21 protein-coding genes, 2 tRNA genes and 1 riboswitch are annotated in these 20,009 nt (G+C 62.9%); of the genes, 13 read left to right on the top strand and 10 right to left on the bottom strand.

The features are described from left to right. The first annotated feature begins 39 nt into the window (after nt 1-39). Nucleotides 40-267 (top strand): DUF2892 domain-containing protein, encoded by a 228-nt coding sequence (locus ASD45_RS05955; RefSeq protein ID WP_056910647.1) that lies wholly within the window; start codon nt 40-42, stop codon nt 265-267. A gap of 138 nt (nt 268-405) precedes the next feature. Beyond that, entirely contained in the window at nt 406-1,692 is a 1,287-nt protein-coding gene (locus tag ASD45_RS05950; RefSeq protein WP_056910646.1) for an FAD-dependent oxidoreductase, read from the top strand. Between the two features lie 151 nt (nt 1,693-1,843). Here ASD45_RS05950 and ASD45_RS05945 read toward each other — a convergent pair. Further along, nucleotides 1,844-1,928, bottom strand: a tRNA-Tyr gene (locus ASD45_RS05945). Between the two features lie 210 nt (nt 1,929-2,138). Between ASD45_RS05945 and rlmB the strand changes: the two genes are divergently transcribed. Then, nucleotides 2,139-2,969: a 23S rRNA (guanosine(2251)-2'-O)-methyltransferase RlmB gene (gene rlmB / locus ASD45_RS05940; protein WP_056910645.1), complete on the top strand. Its 831-nt coding sequence runs from the start codon at nt 2,139-2,141 to the stop codon at nt 2,967-2,969. 56 nt (nt 2,970-3,025) lie between these two features. Here rlmB and ASD45_RS05935 read toward each other — a convergent pair whose 3' ends face one another. After that, nucleotides 3,026-3,634 carry a hypothetical protein gene (locus ASD45_RS05935; protein WP_156380732.1) on the bottom strand — a complete coding sequence of 203 codons (609 nt, stop codon included), beginning with the start codon at nt 3,632-3,634 and terminating at the stop codon, nt 3,026-3,028. 14 nt (nt 3,635-3,648) lie between these two features. Then, nucleotides 3,649-4,035 carry a hypothetical protein gene (locus ASD45_RS05930; RefSeq protein WP_056910643.1) on the bottom strand — a complete coding sequence of 129 codons (387 nt, stop codon included), beginning with the start codon at nt 4,033-4,035 and terminating at the stop codon, nt 3,649-3,651. 233 nt (nt 4,036-4,268) lie between these two features. On the opposite strand from ASD45_RS05930, the gene ASD45_RS05925 reads away from it, so the two are divergent. The 4 genes from ASD45_RS05925 (at nt 4,269) to ASD45_RS05910 (ending at nt 7,059) form a co-directional block, all read left to right on the top strand. Beyond that, nucleotides 4,269-4,499: a hypothetical protein gene (locus ASD45_RS05925; protein WP_056910642.1), complete on the top strand. Its 231-nt coding sequence runs from the start codon at nt 4,269-4,271 to the stop codon at nt 4,497-4,499. Nucleotides 4,500-4,787: 288 nt separating this feature from the next. Then, a complete protein-coding gene (locus ASD45_RS05920; protein WP_056910641.1) occupies nt 4,788-6,377 on the top strand; it encodes an MFS transporter in 1,590 nt (529 codons plus the stop codon). Between the two features lie 265 nt (nt 6,378-6,642). Continuing rightward, nucleotides 6,643-6,717: transfer RNA gene (locus ASD45_RS05915), tRNA-Thr, on the top strand. Nucleotides 6,718-6,855: 138 nt separating this feature from the next. Further along, on the top strand, nt 6,856-7,059 hold the full coding sequence (locus ASD45_RS05910; RefSeq protein WP_056910640.1) for a cold-shock protein: 204 nt from the start codon (nt 6,856-6,858) through the stop codon (nt 7,057-7,059). Nucleotides 7,060-7,196: 137 nt separating this feature from the next. Here the strand turns inward: ASD45_RS05910 and ASD45_RS05905 are convergent, their stop codons facing one another. Continuing rightward, on the bottom strand, nt 7,197-7,613 hold the full coding sequence (locus ASD45_RS05905) for a hypothetical protein (protein WP_056910639.1): 417 nt from the start codon (nt 7,611-7,613) through the stop codon (nt 7,197-7,199). Between the two features lie 108 nt (nt 7,614-7,721). Here ASD45_RS05905 and ASD45_RS05900 point away from each other — a divergent pair, with 108 nt between their 5' ends. Then, a complete protein-coding gene (locus ASD45_RS05900) occupies nt 7,722-8,711 on the top strand; it encodes an MBL fold metallo-hydrolase (protein ID WP_082540678.1) in 990 nt (329 codons plus the stop codon). Between the two features lie 9 nt (nt 8,712-8,720). Here ASD45_RS05900 and ASD45_RS05895 read toward each other — a convergent pair whose 3' ends face one another. The 3 genes from ASD45_RS05895 to ASD45_RS05885 all read right to left on the bottom strand — a co-directional run bounded on the left by ASD45_RS05895 (nt 8,721) and on the right by ASD45_RS05885 (nt 12,165). Beyond that, complete coding sequence (locus ASD45_RS05895) at nt 8,721-9,290, bottom strand: hypothetical protein (RefSeq protein WP_156380731.1); 570 nt, start codon at nt 9,288-9,290, stop codon at nt 8,721-8,723. 95 nt (nt 9,291-9,385) lie between these two features. Beyond that, nucleotides 9,386-11,335 (bottom strand): TonB-dependent receptor, encoded by a 1,950-nt coding sequence (locus ASD45_RS05890; RefSeq protein ID WP_162249387.1) that lies wholly within the window; start codon nt 11,333-11,335, stop codon nt 9,386-9,388. Nucleotides 11,336-11,543: 208 nt separating this feature from the next. Further along, a riboswitch (cobalamin riboswitch) is annotated at nt 11,544-11,784 on the bottom strand. Between the two features lie 78 nt (nt 11,785-11,862). Next, complete coding sequence (locus ASD45_RS05885) at nt 11,863-12,165, bottom strand: hypothetical protein (protein ID WP_056910635.1); 303 nt, start codon at nt 12,163-12,165, stop codon at nt 11,863-11,865. Nucleotides 12,166-12,441: 276 nt separating this feature from the next. Here ASD45_RS05885 and ASD45_RS05880 point away from each other — a divergent pair, with 276 nt between their 5' ends. Continuing rightward, nucleotides 12,442-12,978 carry a tetratricopeptide repeat protein gene (locus tag ASD45_RS05880; protein WP_082540931.1) on the top strand — a complete coding sequence of 179 codons (537 nt, stop codon included), beginning with the start codon at nt 12,442-12,444 and terminating at the stop codon, nt 12,976-12,978. An 89-nt stretch (nt 12,979-13,067) separates the two neighbouring features. On the opposite strand, the gene ASD45_RS05875 is transcribed toward ASD45_RS05880, so the two are convergent. Then, nucleotides 13,068-14,138 (bottom strand): class I SAM-dependent methyltransferase, encoded by a 1,071-nt coding sequence (locus ASD45_RS05875; protein WP_056910633.1) that lies wholly within the window; start codon nt 14,136-14,138, stop codon nt 13,068-13,070. Between the two features lie 15 nt (nt 14,139-14,153). Here ASD45_RS05875 and ASD45_RS05870 point away from each other — a divergent pair, with 15 nt between their 5' ends. Beyond that, entirely contained in the window at nt 14,154-15,308 is a 1,155-nt protein-coding gene (locus ASD45_RS05870; RefSeq protein ID WP_244485218.1) for a helix-turn-helix domain-containing protein, read from the top strand. A gap of 97 nt (nt 15,309-15,405) precedes the next feature. Then, nucleotides 15,406-16,188, top strand: coding sequence for an NAD kinase (locus tag ASD45_RS05865; RefSeq protein ID WP_056910632.1), 783 nt, complete (start codon nt 15,406-15,408; stop codon nt 16,186-16,188). Here the strand turns inward: ASD45_RS05865 and ASD45_RS05860 are convergent. After that, entirely contained in the window at nt 16,185-17,696 is a 1,512-nt protein-coding gene (locus ASD45_RS05860) for an MFS transporter (RefSeq protein ID WP_056910631.1), read from the bottom strand. The genes ASD45_RS05865 and ASD45_RS05860 overlap by 4 nt on opposite strands. A 123-nt stretch (nt 17,697-17,819) precedes the next feature. Beyond that, the gene (locus tag ASD45_RS05855) at nt 17,820-18,662 is read right to left on the bottom strand and encodes a universal stress protein (RefSeq protein WP_056910630.1); all 843 of its coding nucleotides are present in this window, start codon (nt 18,660-18,662) and stop codon (nt 17,820-17,822) included. A 224-nt stretch (nt 18,663-18,886) separates the two neighbouring features. Between ASD45_RS05855 and ASD45_RS05850 the strand changes: the two genes are divergently transcribed. After that, nucleotides 18,887-19,423 carry a response regulator gene (locus tag ASD45_RS05850; protein WP_056910629.1) on the top strand — a complete coding sequence of 179 codons (537 nt, stop codon included), beginning with the start codon at nt 18,887-18,889 and terminating at the stop codon, nt 19,421-19,423. Between the two features lie 14 nt (nt 19,424-19,437). After that, entirely contained in the window at nt 19,438-19,995 is a 558-nt protein-coding gene (locus ASD45_RS05845) for an Hpt domain-containing protein (protein ID WP_056910628.1), read from the top strand. Nucleotides 19,996-20,009 lie beyond the last annotated feature (14 nt).

Here is a 20,009-nt window from a genome sequence, read left to right as displayed (position 1 = left end):
TTTTGCGGTGGGTGTGGTTGGTCCGAAGGAGAGATATCAATGAACGTCGATCGCGCGGTCTTCGCCATCGCCGGCACTATGATTCTGCTCAGCCTCGCGCTGGCACATTTCGTCAGCGCCTACTGGTTGCTCCTGACGGCTTTCGTCGGGCTGAACATGCTGCAGGCGGCTTTCACCGGCTTCTGCCCGGCCGCGTCCGTCTTCCGCAAGCTCGGACTGAAGCCTGGCGCGGCATTCAGCTGCGCGGCGCCGTCTTCCGACCGATAATCCAGGTCGCCGCTCTCCGGCCGCCGGACTGATCAAGATCAAGGCGTGACGCCCAGCGCCATGTCTTCATAAGCGAAGCTAAATACGCACCGAAGAGCCCGACCAACGGGCCGGCATCGTCTCAACCCGGAGGAAATCATGGCTCATATCGTCGTTTTGGGTGGTGGAATTGGGGGCGTCTCTTGTGCTTACGAGCTCAAGGCCGCCATTCGCGCGGAAGACCGCGTCACCCTGGTGTCGAACAAGCCGTTCTTCCAGTTCACCCCGTCCAATCCTTGGGTTGCCGTCAACTGGCGCAAGAAGAACGACATCACAATCGACCTCAACGAGGTACTGCCGCGCCACGGCGTCGCCTTCAACGGCGCCGGCGCCAGCCGAGTGCATCCGCAAGAGAATCGCGTCGAACTCGGTGATGGCACTTCGCTGGCTTACGATTATCTCGTCATCGCCACCGGTCCCGAACTCGCCTTCGACGAAATCGAGGGTCTCGGACCCAATGGCAACACCCAGTCCATCTGCGATGTCGATCACGCGGTGACCGCCAACGGTCGCTGGGAGGCCTTCTGCAAGGACCCCGGCCCTATCGTCGTCGGCGCCGTGCAAGGCGCGTCGTGCTACGGCCCAGCCTATGAATTCGCCATGATCATGGACGCGGATCTGCGGCAGCGCCGCATCCGCGACAAGGTGCCGATGACCTTTGTCACTGCCGAACCTTACATCGGCCATCTCGGCGTCGGCGGCATCGGCGACACCAAAGGTCTGCTCGAATCCGCCATGCGCCAACGTCACATCAAGTGGGTGACCAACGCCAAGGTGGACAAGGTCGAACCGGACAAGGCCTTCGTCACCGAAGTGGACGACGACGGCAAGCCGAAGAAGGCACACGAACTGCCCTTCAAGTTCTCGATGATGCTGCCCGCGTTCCGCGGCATCGCGGCGCTGCGCAACATCGAAGGCCTGTCGAACCCGCGCGGCTTCGTCATCGTCGACAAGCACCAGCGCAATCCGAGATATCCGAACGTGTTCGGCGTTGGCGTCTGCATCGCCATTCCGCCGCTGGAGCAAACGCCGGTGCCGGTTGGTGTGCCGAAGACCGGCTTCATGATCGAGTCGATGGTGACGGCGACGGCGCTCAATATCGGCCAGTTGCTGCGCAACGAGCAGCCGACAAATGAGGCGACCTGGAACGCCATCTGCCTCGCCGATTTCGGCGACTCGGGAGTCGCCTTCGTCGCCATGCCGCAGAACCCGCCACGCAACGTGAACTGGTCATCGAGCGGCCGCTGGGTTCATGTGGCGAAGATCGCCTTCGAAAAGTACTTCCTGCGCAAGATCCGCATCGGCGCCACCGAGCCCTATTACGAACGCGCCGTCATGCGATTGCTCGATATCGGGAAGGTCCGCGACGTTGCCCAACACGGCTAAACACGCCTCGGCGAGGGCCAAGAGCATTCGAAGGCTTTGGCACCATGTGGGGCGGGTGCAAGTACGCGGATCGCCCTGACCGCCAGTCAGTACGCTTCGCCCGCGCCCGAGCGGGCGACTTTGTACGTAAAATCAGCGTCTTATGACGGGGTGGTGGGAGAGGTAGGACTCGAACCTACGAAGGCATAGCCAGCGGATTTACAGTCCGCCCCCTTTGCCGCTCGGGACACTCTCCCCCAAGCTCGCGTTCATCAGGCTTGCGCCCCGGCACCTGTCGCGCCGCCCGCCTAGTCCATTGATCCCCATAGCGAAACGGGGTTTCGCACCGGGCGGTGATGAATGGCTGGGGTTATGGGCAGGGGCCGCCGGGAAGTCAATGGAGGCTTCAAGGAAAGTTGCTACGGGACGCTGTTCGCCCCCGCCCCGATCCTCTAAAGCTCAGCCCCATGAATTCATCTCAGAATAAAGGCGGCCGGAAGCCCGGCGCCACCCATGAGCAGGTCGATCGTCGGGAACGCTTTACCCGTGCCCGCCGCGAGGATCTGCGGGCCGCTCCCGAGGGCGACGAGCCCGTCATCCTCTATGGCTGGCATCCGGTCACTGCGGCGTTGCGCAACCCGGCTCGCAAGTTGCGGAAGTTCCTTGCGACCGATAATGCCGCCCGACGCCTGGCCGACGAAGGCATCGCCGGCACGCTGGCGCCGGAAATCGTGCGGCCCTCGGCAATCGACGACCGGCTGTTGCCGGATGCCGTTCATCAGGGCCTTTACCTCGAGGCGGATCCCCTGCCCTCGCCTGCGCTCGAGGACGTCCCCGCGCGCGGCACCATACTGGTGCTCGACCAGATCACCGACCCGCACAATGTCGGCGCCATCTTCCGCTCGGCCGCGGCCTTCGCCGCCACCGCCATCGTCACCACACAGCGTCACTCGCCGGATGCCACGGCCGCCCTGGCGAAAGCCGCCTCCGGCGCCCTCGAATATGTGCCGCTGATCACCGTGCAGAATCTGGGGCGCGGGCTGACCACGCTGAAGGAGCGCGGCTTCCTGGTCGTCGGCCTCGATTCCAGCGGCGATGCCGACCTGTCAGAGCTGATATTGAGCCAGCCGCTTGCGCTGGTGCTCGGCGCCGAAGGCAAAGGCCTGCGCCAACTGACGCGCGAAATCTGCGATCACGTCGCGCGCATCGACTTGCCAGGCGAGATCAAGAGTCTCAACGTCTCGAACGCCGCCGTGCTGTCGCTGTACGTCGCCAGCCGCATTGGCCGACAGGCCTGAAAAGCAAACGGCGGGCCCCCCAGCCCGCCGCCGCCGCCCACTATCTCTTGAGTCTGTCAGTAAAGGCGCGCGCTCGCCTTGCCGCGCTCGCCTTTGCGATAGAGCTGAATGGTCATGCGATCGGGACCGAGAATGGTAATCTCAGCATCAGCCTGGATGACGCGCTTTTCGCTCTCGCCGCCCTTGCGTTTCTTCTCGCTCGGCGCCGCTTCAGCCACCACTTTCTTCTCGCCCTTGGCGTCGTCGACCACTGTGTAGCGCTCGACGACCCGCGGCGGATCATCGACATAGCGGGTGGTCTCAACCACCTTGGGTTTGTGGCGCACGACCTTCGTGGTGTTCACCGCGGACGTTCTCCCCGCGGTGCGCTGATGCAGTTCCTCGATTAGGCGCGGATCGTTGCGGGTACGCAGCGGCTTGGCTGCGGGCGCCGCGCGATGCATACGCTGCCGATGCGTCGGTGCTTCATCAGGACGCTGAATGACATATGTTCCCGGCGCCACTTCGATGGCAAAGGGCTGGGCCCCCCGTTGCTGCTGCACGTCAGGATAAAGCGGCGGCTGGCCCGGAGGAGCCGAACTGTAATATTGCGCACGGGCGTCACCGCTTGCCAGAGCAGCGGCGGCAAGAACAAGCACGGCGATTTTGTGCGACAGCGGCTGCAACAGAGACATGGGCGTTACTTCGACGGCATGAGGGGCGCGTAAGGCGGTGCGACATCGGCAGGGGGCAGTGTTACGCGGGGCGGATAAAGCGACAGCGTCGACCATTCCCGGTAATAGCTCGGCGCCGGCTTCGGCGCGGGATATTTGGCGTTGAGATTCTCGAGCCGTCCGACCTTCGGCTTCTTGCCGGTGAACGGATAATAGTGACGGCCCTGCCACGGCCGCCTCCAATAGGCGCGAATGCCGGGTTCAGGTTCGATATCGTAAACGATGACCTGCGGCGGGCGCGCTGCGTTCGACGGATAATAGGCAACGTGATGGCTCCGCCATTCGGACGCGTCGGCGTTGTTGCCCGCGATTCCGAAGGCAGCCGCGGCGGCAAGGGCCAATAATGCGCGCATCACGAATGATCCAATCGATCAATGTTTCTCGGCGCATTTTATACGAACGCTTTACGATGCCGCGCGCTATCGCGGGGTAACATTAATTGCACCGAGTCGTGGATGACTGCGATCATCACGATTGCGATATGCGATTGCGCAACGGGATAAAGCGGTAGTTACGCTTCGGCTTTGCGGTTAAAGTTAACTCGATGCCGAACCGGAACTCATCGACAAACGGAACTGTGACTGCCATGCGCGGCGGCTTCCGGCAGCGTTACGACGAGACTGAGACCCGTCGTGAAGAGCTAATTGCCAGGCTGAACAGTCTCGGCGACGGCGCGCGTGCGCACCCTGGCTACAAGCGAGCGCTAAAACTGCTCAACGAGACCTTCCGCAGGAGCAAGCTGGCCCAGCGGCTCTCGGTCCTTCAGGCCGCCGCTTGGCTCATCGACCTTCTCGAAAGGCTCGCGCTCACCCTCTGACAGGAAAGGCGAGCCATATTGCGCATAAATTTCCCGTAAATTTCATGGAAGATTACGATACCGTAATGTTGGTATAATATATTTATTTCAATGCTTTAGATGAACATATCTAGCCTTTTGGCGTACGACCTGAGAGGCAAAGACGCGGTTCCGGACGCGGGCGTATCGATGCCTTGGGGCGGCATAACAGAATCAACGAACAAGGCGCCCCGATAACCGACGCTGCTCGCGTCAATTGGGGAAACGCCTATGACAACGACGACCGCAACAGGCTTTACTTCGCGCGGAATGACTGCCGAAGAACGGAAGGTCATTTTCGCATCGTCCCTCGGCACCGTGTTCGAGTGGTACGATTTCTACATTTACGGCACGCTCGGCGTGTTCCTGGCAAAGTACTTCTTCGCCAATGTCCCGCCGAACGTCGGCTTCATCTTCGCCCTGCTCGCCTTCGCCGCCGGCTTCGCCGTGCGCCCGTTCGGCGCCCTGATCTTCGGTCGCCTCGGCGACATGATCGGCCGCAAATACACCTTCCTCGTCACCATGACGCTGATGGGCGTCGGCACCTTCTTCATCGGCTTGTTGCCCGGCTACGCCACCTTGGGCATCATGGCCCCAATCCTGCTGATCGCGTTCCGTCTGGTGCAGGGCCTGGCGCTCGGCGGCGAGTACGGCGGCGCGGCGATCTACGTCGCCGAGCATGCACCGCCGGGCAAGCGCGGCTATTACACCTCGTGGATCCAGACCACAGCCACGCTCGGCCTGTTCATGGCGCTGCTGTTGATCCTGGGCATCCGCACCGCGATGGGCGAACAGGCTTTCGGCGACTGGGGCTGGCGCCTGCCGTTCCTGCTGTCGGCCATCCTCCTCATCGTGTCGATCTGGATCCGGCTCTCGCTCAACGAGTCGCCGCTGTTCCAGAAGATGAAGGCGGAAGGCAAGGCGTCGAAGCGCCCGCTATCGGAAGCCTTTGGCCAGTGGTCGAACGCCAAGATCGCGATCCTCGCGCTGCTCGGCGCCACGGCTGGTGAAGCGGTCGTTTGGTACGGCGGACAGTTCTATTCGCTGTTCTTCCTGACTCAGACCATCAAGGTTCCGGCGGTCACTGCGCAGATCATGATCGTGGTCGCGCTTGCGATCGGCACGCCGTGCTTCATCCTGTTCGGCTGGCTGTCGGACAAGATCGGCCGCAAGCCGATCATGCTCGCGGGCTTCGCGCTCGCGGTCATCACCTACTTCCCGCTGTTCCAGGGCATCACCCACTTCGCCAACCCGAAACTGGAAGCGGCGCTGGCGGCGTCCCCGGTCACCGTGACCGCGGATCCCAAGCAGTGCTCGTTCCAGTTCAAGGCGACGGGAACCGAGACCTTCACCACGGCCTGCGACGTGATCAAGTCGACGCTGGTCAACCTGTCGGTGAACTACGGCAACGTGGCGGCCCCGGCTGGCACCCGCGCCAGCGTGAAGATCGGCGACACCGAGCTCACGGCCGAGACGCCGAATCTGCCGGCGGCAATCACCGCGGCGGTGAAGGCGCACGGCTACCCGGCTTCCGCCGACCCGAACGACATCAACTATCCGATGACGGTCCTGCTGCTCGCGATCCTGGTCGTCTATGTGACCATGGTCTACGGCCCGATCGCGGCCTGGCTGGTTGAGTTGTTCCCGACCCGGATCCGCTACTCCGGCCTGTCGCTGCCCTACCACATCGGCAATGGCTGGTTCGGCGGCTTCCTGCCGGCCACCGTTTTCGCGATCGTGGCAGCGACCGGCAACATCTACTCGGGCCTTTGGTATCCGATCGCGGTCGCGGCGATGAGTTTCGTCGTGGCCCTGATTTTCCTTCCCGAGACCAAGGACCGCGACATTACTCAAATGTGAGCCCGCGTTCAGGGTTTCGGCTCAAGCGCGTCAATGACACCCCGCAGCGGCAACGCTGCGGGGGTTTTTTCTCGCCCCCAACGAGGTTAGTGGAGCGCAAAATTGTCGCAGCGCGGGTTTTCCGGGGTGCATTGCCGAGAATTTTAGCTGATTGCCTGGAAGGCGCTCATAGCCGTCCATAAGGCGTCATAACGAGGCGCACCGGGCGACCACACAATTGATTTGTCAGCACGATTCCGGTATCGGAGCGGCTGCACCGGACAGCGCCGGATTAGCTCAGCGGTAGAGCAGCGGTTTTGTAAACCGAAGGTCGGGAGTTCAATCCTCTCATCCGGCACCACGCGGCCGATTGCCGGCCCCGTATCGTCGCCCAAAAATAACTCAACCGGTGCGCCCATCAGGCAATCGAAGACCTTGTTCGCCGCTTGTGGACTGTGCCAGACTGAAGCGTTACTTCGTAATACCTCGGAGATCTAGCATGCCTCAGGGCACCGTAAAGTGGTTCAATCCGACGAAGGGCTATGGCTTCATCCAGCCCCAAGAAGGCGGGAAGGATGTGTTCGTACACATCTCGGCGGTCGAACGCGCCGGACTTAGCACGCTGAATGAAGGTCAGACCGTTCAGTTTGAACTCGTCGAGAACCGCGGCAAGACGTCCGCGGAGAACCTTAAGGTAAAGTGACCTCGTAGCCCGAGGCCTCTTTCTACCGCGACCGGAAACGACGGACCGTCGGGCTTTGTAATGCCCGGCGGTTATGAGTATTTGTCGTTCGCCGAAGCCGCGCCTGAAACGCATGGCGCATGAGCGGGCTTTGGACGCTAGAGCTTCTCAAGTTCCGGAAATGCTTCGAACTGTGCGTCCTTGCACAGCGGAGCTACGTCCTTCTGGGTATCGACATAACGATCGAGCCTGCCCGACACGAAGGTCGCAAAGCCGTCTTTCGGTGAGCCGTAATTTCCATTCGATTTCCGCTCGCGATAGCGCACGCAAACGACGTAGCGCTGGCGATCGTCGTCACCCAGGCTTTTCAGCACAGGCTTGGTCGCCGATGCATTACGTACGTGGCGCGGATCGTTGAGGTAGGTGCGCATGAAGGCCACAAGATCGGCCTTGTAGTTCTGCGGCAAGACGTTCTGCGCGTCCCAGCGTGCCTTCAACTCAGCCGGACTCGGCCCCACATCATCGCTCGCGCAACCGGCGACTAACATCGCCGCGAGCAAGACCAGCCATCGCATTCGTGATCCCCCTTTGAGACGCCCGCTCTTGGTTTCGACCACAGCGGCTTGTAACCTGTCAATCGGCGCGGAATTTCGGCGCGCGCACTGACCTGCGGACCGTGTTCCATGGTGACCACGCCTCATTCCACGCGTCGCACATTCCTCAAGCATGCAACGGCTGCGTCTGTAGGTGCGGTCGCCGCCATGATGCCGGCCACGGCGCGAGCCGCCGCCCCCTTCGCCCGGGCGCAGGGCCCCGGTGTCTACCGCTACAACCTCGGTGCCTTCGAATTGACTGCGCTGTACGACGGCATTTGGTACTCGCCGATCGGCAATGGCTTCGTGCGGAACGCCGGCGCACACGCGGTCAACGGTGCCCTCGCCCGCGCATTCCTCAAACCCAATGTGCTGCCGATTTCCATCACGGCGCTGCTGGTGAACACCGGCGCCAAACTGGTGCTCATCGACACCGGCAGCGCCGGCCAGATCACCGACACCGCCGGCCTGATGAGCGCCAATCTCGCCGCCGCCGAGATCAAGCCTGACGACATCGATGTCGTCGTCATCTCGCACTTCCATCCCGATCACATCAATGGGATCAAGACCAAGGACGGCGACAAGGTCTTCACCAAGGCCGAGATCCTGGTACCGGAACCGGAATGGGCGTTCTGGATGAACGAGGCGAACCTGTCGCGCGCCACCGGTACGGTGCACAAATATTTCCTCAACGCCGGCCGCATATTCAAGGACATTGCCGGAGAGGTGCGGCGCTACACGCCCGGCGCCGAACTGCTGCCCGGCATTGTGTCGATCCCGGCATATGGCCACACGCCCGGCCACACCGCCTTCGCCCTGCACTCGGACCGCCAGTCGATGCTGGTGATGAGCGACACGGTGCGCAATCCGTATCTCTTCGCCAGGAACCCCGACTGGCAACCGACCTTTGACATGGACGGCCCGATGGCCGTGAAAGCACGGCGTCGCATGCTCGATCGCGCCGCCGCCGACCGCATGCTGGTCTCGGCTTATCATTTTCCGTTTCCGGCCTGCGGTCACATGCTTCGCGCCGGTAGCGGTTACGAGCTCGTGCCGGTGATGTGGTCGCCGCTGCCGTGACGGCAGACGCTACAGCTTGCCCAGCTTCGCCACGTCGATGGCTTTGGCATAGGCTATTTTGGTGGCCGCGTCCGCCGAGCCCTGCACGTTGATCAGCACCTTGTTGCCAACAACCATCATCAGGTCGCCGTCCTGGTTCTGCACGGCGCGCTGATCGCCGATACGGATCAGCTTTCCGAGCGCGCCGGCCATCGCCGGATTACTTAGAACCGGGCCGAACTGCATCAACAGCGCGGAGTCTCCGCTGATCGAAATATCTACCGTATCGCCTTTGTCGTTGCTGTAAGTCCGGCTCGCTGCCGAGACGCCGCCGAACACCGCGGTGCCGACGGCGTTGGTCTGCGCTTTATCGGCTTTCCAGCCCGCCAGTGGCTCCGGCAAAAGCGTGGCGAAACTTTCGGCGTTCTTCTGCGCGATCAATTGCGAAGCGAGATCGAGCGACTGCTTGGCAGTCGCCAGGTCACCTGCCTGATAGGCTTTGCGGCTCTGATCGATCGCATCGAGAATATCGTCGGCGCGCGCCTGACCAGTTGCAATGGCAACAACCAGCGCGGCTGCAAGCAGCAACGGTCGTGTCATGGTTTCGCCCCCATGGAATCAACCGCAGCAGCCTAGCAAAACGCCGGGAGCGACGCGCGGCACCCGCGCCGCGCGCCACCGGCGGTTTTGCCGCTCTAGTTGGTCGATACCTTGACACCGCCGAAGACGCTGGCGCCTGGCGCCTGCCAGCCGACCGGAACTTCGTAGCGCTTGTCGAACAGGTTATCGACGCGGCCGAACAGGGTGACCTGCGGGTTGATGACGTAATTGGCGGCGAGATTGACCACGGTGTAGCCGGGCGTCGTCTGCGGCGCCGTCAGCAGGCCTTGCCGGTCGAAATCGTCCCACGGACCGACATAAACCACAGTCGCCGAGACACCGAAGGCCTCGGTCGGCTGGTAGTAGACCGAGAAATCGGCCTTGTGCTTGGGCCGCCGCAGAAGCTGGCTATGGGTGGTCTCGTCCGTGGCATCGGTACGGGTATAGTCGGCGTGGAAGCGCCACTGCTCGTTGACCTTGAGTTCGACGAAGGTCTCGACGCCGGTGGTCTTGGCCTTGCCGACATTGACGTAGGTATTGACCGGCGTGAACACATTGTTGATCAGGTCGGTGATGTCGTTGTGGAAGTAGGTCGCGCCGAAGCGCAGCCGCCCGCCGAACAATGGTTGTTCGAAGCCGACATCGTAGCCCTTGCTGGTTTCCGGCTTGAGATTCGGGTTGCCGACATAGCCGAAATCGCCGACGCCATAGAGCTCGTACAAAGTCGGCGCCTTGAATGCGGTGCCGTAGGTTGCCTTCAGCTTGGTTTCGGTCACCGGCACCAGGAAGGCGGGCGCGATACGCCAGGTCGAATGACTGCCGAACTGATCGTCGTCATCGACGCGTGCGTTGGCCGCAACCGAAAAGCGCTCCGCAATCCGTGACTGCAATTCGACGTAGCCAGCGGTGTTGCCGTTTTTTCCGGAAAAATCCAGCGGTACCGCCGGGAACGTGCCCATGGTCTTGCCATCGGCGCGCTCGTCCGAGCGCTCGGCGCCCATAACCAGGGTGTGGTCCGGCGCCAGCTTGATATTGCCGCGCCAATCGACCGAGGTCCGAGTGCCGTTATAAGTCTGCGGCGGCGTGCCGTTCGGATCCTGATTACTACGGCGTGCATCGGTGACGTTGACGCCGAAAGTGTGGACGACACGGTCGTTCAATGTTGCCCAGACCGCCTCAGCCCGGCCGTAAAACGACTTGCTGCGGTAATCGGACCGCTGCGCGAACGGCGCCGACGGAAACACACTGAAGTCGTCGTTTGAGTACAGGAGCTTGGCATCGACGTAGCGGCCGGTGAGATTAACGCGCAGGTCGTCGTTGAGCTGCGCGCCGAGCCGGCTCGCATAGCTCATGTTATCGTAGGAGTTCGGATTGGCCGCCTGCCCCGTCGGCAGCACATAGCTGGGCGTCACGTTGATATTGGTGGAGCGCAGATGCGTGACATTGAAAGCATAGTCGATGCGGTCCTTCGCGCCGCTGACCGCGGCTGACTGATTGAAGGTACCCATCGAACCGCCTTCGAGCGTCGCAGTCGCCTTGGCTGGGCCCTTGCCGCGCTTGGTCGTGATCGAGATAACGCCGCCGATGGCGTTGGCCCCGTACAGGCTGCTCTGCGGACCCCGCAGCACTTCGACACGGTCTATGTCGCTGGTCACGATATGGGCAAGATCGACCGCGCCGTTGGGCGTGCTCGGGTCGGAAATGTCGATGCCGTCGAGCAGCACTTTGACATGCTGCGCGCTGGTGCCGCGCATGAAGATCGCGGTCTGCCCGCCCGGGCCGCCGGTCTGCACCACGTTGACCCCGGGCACGCTGTTCAGAACGTCCGGCAGTGTGCGGCGCTGCGTGCGCGCGATGTCGTCGGCAGTGATGACCGTCACCGAGCTGGCGATCTGATCGAGCGGCGTCGCAATGCCTGTCGCGCTAACCGAGACCTCGGGAAGCTGAATCGGCTCTGATTGTGAGCGTGATTGCGCCCGCGCGGCTTGCGCCGCGACGATGGCCGCCGCAGCCGTCGCGACCAAAAGATGAAAACGAGCCCCCATAACGCACATTCCTTCGTTGGCGTCCGTTCAGCGAACGGACACTCCGGGTGAGACCAAACCCGGTGCGAAGGACATGAGAACGCTGGACTACTCGACGCCCGTGACGTTCACCTGCCGATGTCGTTGAAATTTGAATGTCCAACAGACCATCGCACCGGCATTGACGTCACCGCTGCGAAGTGCCGCTCCGTATGGACCGCCCGTCCACCGGTTGGGTGACTGTGCTGGCAGGTCTCCTGGCTTGCGGGTCCTTGCCTGTTGCGTCCGGCCTTCCCAGGTTCTTCGAGGAGAATGTTCTCCAGGGAGAGGTCCCAGTGGCCATCTGAACGCGGGCTCGCCGCTTACAGTTGCGGGGGCAGCCACGGATTGTCGCGCCTGCGGGCGCGAAAGGCCGTGTTCCCTCTTTCGTCCCCGGTGCGACCCGGGGAACCAGCACGGCTGGAAGTTTTCACTGGAACCGCGACACGAGTCAAGCGGCGCGGCTCATGACGAGCCACGCCGCTTCGATCGCCTGGTCGAAACCGGAATTAGATCGCGGCTTTCGGCTTGGCGGACTTGATGGCCTTCGCCGACTTCAGCTTCAGATGCTTCTTGGCGAGATGCTTCTTCGCGACGTGCTTGTGCGCGATGTGCTTTGTCGCCGCGTGCTTCTTGGCAACATGCTTCTTCGCCACATGCTTGTACGCGACGTGCTTGTGGGCCTTGTGCACGACCGGCTTGGCGGGGGTCGAAACCGGCGTCGTGGTGGTCGTGGAGCCGGCGCCTTGGGCGAAGGCCGGGGCGGCAATGAGACTGAGGGCGATGGCGGCGGCGCTGATGGTCTTGAACATGTCTCGGTCCTGTGGCCGGGTGGCCGCTTCACCCGAAAATTACGCGGCAAACCGGCGGAAGCCGGTTGATGTCCAGGGTCTTAAGCCCTTGCCACTGAACGTGATCTGAGATGCGCTGTTATGCGCCGTTCAGGTTCACCCCCCTGTTCCGGCGCCAAGCCAGCCCCGTGCCTTGGAAGCGGCCCGGAATAAAGCTGCTCACGAATTGTTTTTCACGGGACCGCCAGATCCGTCGTATCTTTGCGGCCGCGCCAGTTCACCCATGAGGTCTTGACCATGACGCTCACCCACCTCTTCCGCCAATTCTCCGTGATTGCTTCGGCCGCGCTGATCGTGACCGCGGTCGGCCTCAAGCCCATTTATGCCGCCGGTACCGACACCCCTTCCGACGACAAGAAAAAGGAAAAGAAAGGCAGCGCCATCGAAGAACAGGATCGGCAGATCGCGCAGGCCCGGTTCCTCAAAGGCTATCGTGACGCCCGCGATATGATCCTCGCCGGCCAATACGAGAAAGGCATCAGTGCGATGCATGCTCTCGGCCGCGACGACAACGCCGACGTCGCCAATTACATCGGCTACGCCAACCGCCGTATGGGTCACTACGAGCAATCGAAGATCTGGTACGAGGCCGCGCTCAAGGCCGACCCGAATCATACTCGCACCTGGTCGTATTACGGCATGTGGCAGGCCGAACAAGGCAACCGCCTCAAGGCCAAGGACTTCCTCACCAAGGTCAACGCGCTGTGCGGCAACACCACGTGCAAGGAATATGTCGAGCTCAAAGCCGTGATCGACGGCACCGGAACGTACTGATTCTCATTCGTCGAAACCGGGTGTGACACTGCAAGATCGCCGGGCGCCTGCGCCCGGGCGATCTTGCTTCAATGCCGTGAGCTCAGCGGTCAGAGCCTCGCCTCCAGCACCAGGTTGAAAGGCGTCTGCATCGCCTCGCGGAACTGCGAGAAGCCGGCCGCCTTGAAGACGTCGGCGAGACGGCCGCGGCCAGCCTGCGCGCCAAGCACATGGGTGCCCTTCTCCGAGATGGCGTGCGCGCAGCACATCGTCGTCGAGGCGGAGTAGTAAAGCCGCCCGACCGGGTTGAGGTTGTCTTCGACGCGATCGCCGGCCAGCGGTTCGATCAGCATCACCGCGCCGTCCTTCGCCAAAGCCTTGGCGGCATAGGCTGCCGCTTCGACCGGGCGGCCCATGTCGTGCAGGCAATCGAAGAAGCAGATGAGATCGTAGCCCTGCTCCGGATAGGCCGTGGCGTCGGCCCGGGCGAAACTGACGCGGTCGGCCAGACCGGCCTCTTGCGCCGTTTCGGTCGCGGCCGCGACCGAGCCCGCGTGATAGTCGAAGCCGAAGAAGCGCGAATTCGGGAAAGCCTGCGCCATCAGCACCGTCGAGTGGCCGAAGCCGCAGCCGACATCGGCGACACGCGCGCCACGCTCCAGTTTACCAACGACGCCGTCGAGGGAGGGTAGCCATTGCTGCAGCAGGCTGCCGCGGTAGGCGTTGCGATAGAACGAGGCCACGCCGCAGTACAGCCGCTCGTCGTGATCGCCCCAGGCGACGCCCTTGCCGGCGCGGATCGCCTCGCGCGATTTCGGCTCGTCGGCCCACATCGACGCGACCACCTGCCAGGCCGGCGGCATGTAGACCGGGCTGGTTTCGTCGGCGAGTGCGAAGGCCTGCTCGGGCGTCAATTCATAGGTGGCACTGCGCGGATGATAGGCGACGTAGCCGCCGGCGGCTTGCGAATTGAGCCACTCGCGCACGTATCGCTCGGCGCAGCCGCTGCGCCTGGCGACCTCCTGCGAGCTCAGCGGGCCGGCGCCGGCCATGGCCTTGTAGAGGCCGAGCTTGTCGCCCAGCGCCACCATGACGCCGCCATAGCCGGCCGAAATATCGCCGACCAATCGGCTCATCAGTTCGTTCAATTTGGCTTCGTCGAGTGCCATCGTCTGCTCCATCGCTGGTGCGGACCCATGTCCGCGCTGCGCGGCGTTGTGGCCGTTGCCGGCCCGGGATTTGAGTGGCAGGTTCGCCAAAACCGGTTCGTTTGTGCCAACGCCCGACTGGGAGCCGATGCCCGATGGTCAGGTCCGAACGCCCGCTGCTCGTCAGCCTCGTTGCGCTGCCGGACGGCGCCGTCTCGAGCATCACCGGACTGTTCGACGTTCTCAATTCCTTCTCCCTGCTCTCTGGGCGCCGACCCGGCGGTGCCGCGTCATCCCCCGTTCAAGGTGGAAATCGTCGCGGCCTCCAAAGGGCCGGTGGCGCTGGCGAGCGGTCTCGCGATTGCCGCCGGCGACGCGGTCGCCGACGTCACGCAGACCGATATCGTCATCGTACCGTCGGTAGTCCTGCGCGGCGGCGTGTGGAGAACCGGCCGTTATCCCGAACTGGTCGAGTGGCTGCGGGCCCAGAACGCCCGCGGCGCCGTTCTGTGTTCGGCGTGTTCGGGCGTATTTCTGCTGGCGGAGACCGGCCTGTTCGACGGCGTCGAGTCGACCGTTCACTTCGGCTATGCCGACGCCTTTCGACGGACGTTCCCGAACGTGCCGATCCATCCCGAGCGCGTGCTGATGATTTCCGGCAAGCGTCAGGAATTCGTCACCTCCGGAGCGTCGATGACCTGGCACGATCTCGTGCTCTACCTGATCGCACGCTATGTCGGGGCGACCGCCGCGCAAACGGTGGCGCGGTTCTTCGCGCTGCAATGGCATCACGACGGCCTTGCGCCCTATATCGTCTTCGAAGGACCGCGCCATCACGGCGACGCCCTTGTCGTCGCGGCGCAGGACTGGCTCGCGACGCGTTTCTCCGTCGCCAGTCCGGTCGAGACCATGATCCGCCGCTCGGGGCTCGCCGAGCGAACCTTCAAGCGGCGCTTCACCGCCGCGACCGGATACACGCCCATCGACTACGTGCAGCGGCTGCGCGTCGAGGACGCCAAGCGCCGTCTCGAGCGCACCGACGAAGCCGCGGATCAAATCGCGTGGCGCGTCGGCTACGAAGATCCCGCCTTCTTCCGCCGCCTCTTCAAACGGACCACAGGACTGTCGCCAGGTCAGTATCGGCGGCGCTTCCAGATTCCGGAATTCGCTTGTCTGGCGCCGGTCAAGAACAGACCCCGGTGAGCCCCGCCTCGACAAGACCCGCCCATATCGTATAAAGGATCGCCGGAAAGCGATGCGCACGAAGGCCTTGCGTAAACACGACTGACAAGAGCCAACGATGAATTCGCCGGCCTCATCTTTCAAGCGCATTGCCTTCGTGGCAAGCCCGACGCCCGAAGCACGTGCCGCCATCGCGCAGCTCGAGGCGCGTTATGACAATGCCAATCCGGCGGATGCCGATGTCATCGTCGCGCTGGGCGGCGACGGGCTGATGCTGCAGACGCTGCACCGGTTAATGAAATCGGGCAAACCGATCTATGGCATGCATCGGGGCACGGTCGGCTTTCTGATGAACGAATATTCCGTGGACGGCCTGCATGAGCGGCTTGCGGCTGCGCACCGCACCACCATCCACCCGTTGGTGATGCAGGCATACGGCCACGATGGCGGCATCCACGAACACCGCGCCATCAACGAGGTCTCGCTGTTCCGGCAGAGCGCGCAGGCGGCGCGGCTACGCGTTCTTATCGACGGCAAGGAGCGTCTCGCCGATCTGGTTGCCGACGGCGTCCTGGTGGCGACGCCGGCGGGCTCGACGGCCTATAACCTTTCGGCGCAAGGCCCGATCATTCCGATCAACGCGCCGCTGCTGGCGCTGACCCCGATCTCGCCATTCCGGCCGCGGCGCTGGCGCGGCGCATTGCTGCCCGACAAAGCCAAGGTCACGATCGAAGTCCTCGAAGCCGAAAAGCGTCCCGTCGCGGCGGTCGCAGATCACGACGAAGTACGCTCGGTACGCCGCGTCGATGTGAGCATGGACCACGCCATCTCTCTCTATATGCTGTTCGATCCCGGTCACAATCTCGACGAACGCATTCTCGCCGAGCAGTTCGGCTTCTAGATTCGCTTCTGCGGATTGGTTAGCGACAGGAAGAAGCCTGCGGTTGTGAACAGCGCCATCATCATGAACGCGGCGCGGAAGGCGAATGTGATGTCGGCCTGGATCGCAAAACGCTGATCGATCGACAGGCCGGCGCCGGCAGTCTTGGCGTGCTCGAACATCGCGGCGAAGACCTGCGCCGCCTCCGGATTGTTGATGGCCAAGACCGCGAACAGAACGGTCGCGACCAGCGCGGTGCCGAACGCGGCGCCGATCGACCGCGAGAATTGTACCGACGCCGCCGCCTCGCCGAGGCGCAACTGGCCGGCGGCGTTCTGCACACTGACCTGCACCACGCCCATCACGGTTCCCATGGCAAGGCCGTTAATGAGCAGCAGCACCGACAGCATCGCGATTCCGAGGCGATCGGCGAACAGCGCCAACGCCATGAAATTGAGTGTTGCAATCGCCAGCCCGACCACCGGGAAGATCATCAGCCGCCCGGTCGAATTGACGAGGCGTCCCGTCAACAGCGAGCCGACACCGATGCCGATTGTCAGCGGCACCAGCACCGCGCCGGTTGTCGACGGGGTGAAGCCGCGGACGACTTCGAGATAAACCGGAATGAAGGTGATGAGGGAAACCAGCGCCGCGCCATGGCAAGCAGCCATGGCGTCGCTGTGCCAGATTGCCGACTGGCGCAGCAACGACAGCGGGATCAGTGGCGACGAGGCGCGGTTCTCGTGCCACACCAGAACGATCAGCGCGGCAACACCAACCGCCAGCATGATGCCGCCCAGCGGCAGGCTGGACAGGTCGGCATGCTGCACCTGCTCGAGCGCCAGCAGCGTGGTCGCAACGAAGATCGCAAACAGCACCGCGCCGCCGGGGTCGGCACGCCAAGGAAGGCGGTCGCGGGTCGGATGCGGCATCCGCGTCACCAGAAAAAGCGCGACGGCGCCGATCGGCACGTTGATCAGAAAGATCCATTGCCAACCGAAGCTCTCGGTCAAAAAGCCGCCGGCGACCGGCCCGAAGCTATTCGCGCAGACCGCGACGGCGGCAAGATACCCCTGATAGCGCGCGCGTTCGCGGGGCGGAATGGCCTCGCCGACCAGAGCCTGTGACAAGGTCATCAGGCCACCGCCGCCGAGACCTTGGAGAACCCGGGCCGCGGTCAGCGTCAGGATGCTGTTCGCCAGCGCGCAAAGTACCGACGCGACGATAAATATGCCGAGGGCAAAGTACATGACCTTGCGCCGGCCGAATGAGTCACCGAGGCGCCCATAGACCGGCGCCGCGATCGTCGCCGCGATCAGGTAGGAAATTACAATCCAGGAGGCGCGCTCCACCTCCCCCATCGCCGCGGCGATCGTCGGCAGAGCCGAGGCGATGATGGTCTGATCCACCACGGCCAGAAACATCGGCAGCATGATGGAGGGGAAGATGGCGAAGAAAGCCGGAGATTTGGCGGGTGACGCGACGGAGTCAGACGCGCTTTTGTCCCGGTTGGGGTTTTGAGAAGACAATTCCGTGTGCCTGACCGTCCGCGAGAGCGCTTCCGGGCGAAGTGGGAGCCGGACCGCCGACCGGAAACGCTACAATACAAGAAACCTAGAGAGCCCGCCGTTTCGATGAAACGGTGAATTCGTCTAGTGTGCCATCAACACAGGTATCGTCGCCTTGGCGAGAATATGGCGGGTGGCGCCGCCGAAGATCATTTGTCGAAACCGGCTTTGCGTATAGGCGCTCTTGACCACCAGGTCACAGCCGAGCGACCCGGCATGCTCAAGCGTGAGTTCGCCGATGGCCTCGCCCGAGGTGCGATCGCCGCGCCTGAGCGCGAGCGGTTCGGCCTTAACGCCATTGCGGCGCAGATGTTGTGCCGCCTCCTCGACCGACGGGCCGTCCGATGCCCCGCCCGATACCCAAAACACGGTTACCTTGTCGGCGCGCTGCAGCAGCGGCATGGCGAATTCGTTGGTGTGAGCCTGCTCGGTCGAGCCGTTCCAGGCGATCAAAATGTTGCGACCGATCACTTTCGGAACCTGTTTCGGCACAATGAGCACCGGTTTGCCGCTGTCGAACAGCGCCGCTTCGAGCGGCGGCATACGGGGATTTTCCGGCGCCGCGCCGGGGCGGCCCAGCGCGATGAGATCGAACACCCGGCCATAGCTGCCGATAAAGGCATCCTCCAGCGCGTCGGTGCGTGGCCAGCCATAGGAATAGATCGCCGGCACCTCACTCCCGCCCTGCGGCACATTGTTCGCCGCCATGAATTTCTCGAACTCGGCCTTGGCCTTGGCCGTGTCGGCTTCGAACACCCCGGAAATGGCCAGACTCGAGACCGGCTCGACCGTCACATAGGTCCCCGGCGACGGACGAACCGCAAAACCCTCCATGTAGCTGCCGAAAATCCGGGCAATCAGCCGGGCTCCTTCGAAGACCGCGGGCATGGCGTCGTGATCTTCGGTCGGAATGAGGATTGTCTTCATGGCGGGACCGTTCGGTTGGAGCGGTTAAGGGTCGTCCGACCAAGCTTAGACCGCCGGGCGCCAATGACCAGCCCCCAATAAGGGCTTGATGCACAAGGTCTTCACCGCCAAGCGGCCGCCCGATGGAGGGACGTCCAGCACCCGAAACTGTCCATTAACCGTAAAACCGTAGCCTGAGCCACCGCAAGCCGACGGGCCCGTGACGTCCGTGGCCGCAAGGTTCCATGCTTCGTATCGACTTCAAAAGCCTGCGTTTCCTCGTCGTCGACGACAACGCGCACATGCGGCGCATCCTGCGTACGCTGTTGCACGGCTTCGGCGCCCGCGAGGTTTACGAGGCCGAAGACGGCGCCTCCGGGCTGGAGGCCTTCAACCACTTCGTGCCCGACATCGTCATCACCGATTGGGCGATGCCAATCTTTGACGGCCTAGAACTGACCCAGATGATCCGGCAGCCCGGCGGCAATGCGAACCCTTACGTCCCGATCATCATGATGACCGGCCATTCCGAGAAACGCCGCGTCACCGCCGCCCGCGACGCCGGCATCACCGAATTTCTGGCCAAGCCGGTTTCGGCCAAGGGCCTGTACGAGCGCATCGTCAGTGTCATCGTCAATCCGCGGCCGTTCATCAAGACCAAGACGTACTTCGGCCCCGATCGCCGGCGCAGCACTGTGTCGACCTACACGGGCCCGGAGCGCCGGAAGGGCGGCAAGGCTGACGTCATCAAGAATTCCACGCTGTTCGAGAAAGTTCGCTGACAAGGGCCAGTAACATGCCGTTCAAAAAGAATACGGCTGCGATCACGACCTACGGCGACCATGAGGTCATCCGGCCGGAAAACAAGCTGCGCGGCTACGCGTCGGACACGCCGCTCGAAGCTGGCGAGGAAGACCCGGTGGCGCGCGCGGAACGGGCGCTGGCGGAATTGTCCGGCGATTTTCCCGACTGGATGGACGACGAATGCGAGCGCCTCGATAAGGCGCGCAACACAATCGTCCAGCGCGGCATCGACGAGAGTAATAAAATGGCGCTGTTTCACGGCGCCCATGACATCAAAGGCCAGGCCGCGACACTCGGTTTTCCCGCGGTTGCCGCAGTCGCCGACAGCCTGTGCCGGCTGATCGAATTCACACCGACGCCACAGCGCATTCCGCTGACGCTGATCAACCAGCATGTCGACGCAGTGCGCGCAATCTATCGCGAGTATTCACGGTCCGATGCGGTCGAGTTGGCGGCACAGTTGAATCACAAACTGCGCGAGGTCACCGATCACTTCCTCGTCGAGGAAAACAAAGGCCGGCCCGACATCATCGAACAAATCACCGGCTAGCCGGCAGCACAGTT

The organism is Pseudolabrys sp. Root1462 (assembly GCF_001426945.1).
Classification (GTDB): domain Bacteria; phylum Pseudomonadota; class Alphaproteobacteria; order Rhizobiales; family Xanthobacteraceae; genus Pseudolabrys.
The sequence above is the reverse complement of the archived record's forward strand: the minus strand, read 5'-3'. Positions and strand labels throughout refer to the sequence as shown.

Excerpts from the sequence above, each read along its gene's own strand:
- ASD45_RS05950 (WP_056910646.1), top strand. The coding sequence starts at position 406 with ATGGCTCATATCGTCGTTTTGGGTGGTGGAATTGGGGGCGTCTCTTGT.
- ASD45_RS05925 (WP_056910642.1), top strand. The coding sequence starts at position 4,269 with ATGCGCGGCGGCTTCCGGCAGCGTTACGACGAGACTGAGACCCGTCGT.
- rlmB (WP_056910645.1), top strand. The coding sequence starts at position 2,139 with ATGAATTCATCTCAGAATAAAGGCGGCCGGAAGCCCGGCGCCACCCAT.
- ASD45_RS05890 (WP_162249387.1), bottom strand. The coding sequence starts at position 11,335 with ATGGGGGCTCGTTTTCATCTTTTGGTCGCGACGGCTGCGGCGGCCATC.
- ASD45_RS05910 (WP_056910640.1), top strand. The coding sequence starts at position 6,856 with ATGCCTCAGGGCACCGTAAAGTGGTTCAATCCGACGAAGGGCTATGGC.
- ASD45_RS05865 (WP_056910632.1), top strand. The coding sequence starts at position 15,406 with ATGAATTCGCCGGCCTCATCTTTCAAGCGCATTGCCTTCGTGGCAAGC.
- ASD45_RS05930 (WP_056910643.1), bottom strand. The coding sequence starts at position 4,035 with ATGCGCGCATTATTGGCCCTTGCCGCCGCGGCTGCCTTCGGAATCGCG.
- ASD45_RS05845 (WP_056910628.1), top strand. The coding sequence starts at position 19,438 with ATGCCGTTCAAAAAGAATACGGCTGCGATCACGACCTACGGCGACCAT.
- ASD45_RS05900 (WP_082540678.1), top strand. The coding sequence starts at position 7,722 with ATGGTGACCACGCCTCATTCCACGCGTCGCACATTCCTCAAGCATGCA.
- ASD45_RS05880 (WP_082540931.1), top strand. The coding sequence starts at position 12,442 with ATGACGCTCACCCACCTCTTCCGCCAATTCTCCGTGATTGCTTCGGCC.
- ASD45_RS05850 (WP_056910629.1), top strand. The coding sequence starts at position 18,887 with ATGCTTCGTATCGACTTCAAAAGCCTGCGTTTCCTCGTCGTCGACGAC.
- ASD45_RS05920 (WP_056910641.1), top strand. The coding sequence starts at position 4,788 with ATGACTGCCGAAGAACGGAAGGTCATTTTCGCATCGTCCCTCGGCACC.
- ASD45_RS05855 (WP_056910630.1), bottom strand. The coding sequence starts at position 18,662 with ATGAAGACAATCCTCATTCCGACCGAAGATCACGACGCCATGCCCGCG.
- ASD45_RS05895 (WP_156380731.1), bottom strand. The coding sequence starts at position 9,290 with ATGACACGACCGTTGCTGCTTGCAGCCGCGCTGGTTGTTGCCATTGCA.
- ASD45_RS05905 (WP_056910639.1), bottom strand. The coding sequence starts at position 7,613 with ATGCGATGGCTGGTCTTGCTCGCGGCGATGTTAGTCGCCGGTTGCGCG.
- ASD45_RS05955 (WP_056910647.1), top strand. The coding sequence starts at position 40 with ATGAACGTCGATCGCGCGGTCTTCGCCATCGCCGGCACTATGATTCTG.
- ASD45_RS05875 (WP_056910633.1), bottom strand. The coding sequence starts at position 14,138 with ATGGAGCAGACGATGGCACTCGACGAAGCCAAATTGAACGAACTGATG.
- ASD45_RS05885 (WP_056910635.1), bottom strand. The coding sequence starts at position 12,165 with ATGTTCAAGACCATCAGCGCCGCCGCCATCGCCCTCAGTCTCATTGCC.
- ASD45_RS05870 (WP_244485218.1), top strand. The coding sequence starts at position 14,154 with ATGTCCGCGCTGCGCGGCGTTGTGGCCGTTGCCGGCCCGGGATTTGAG.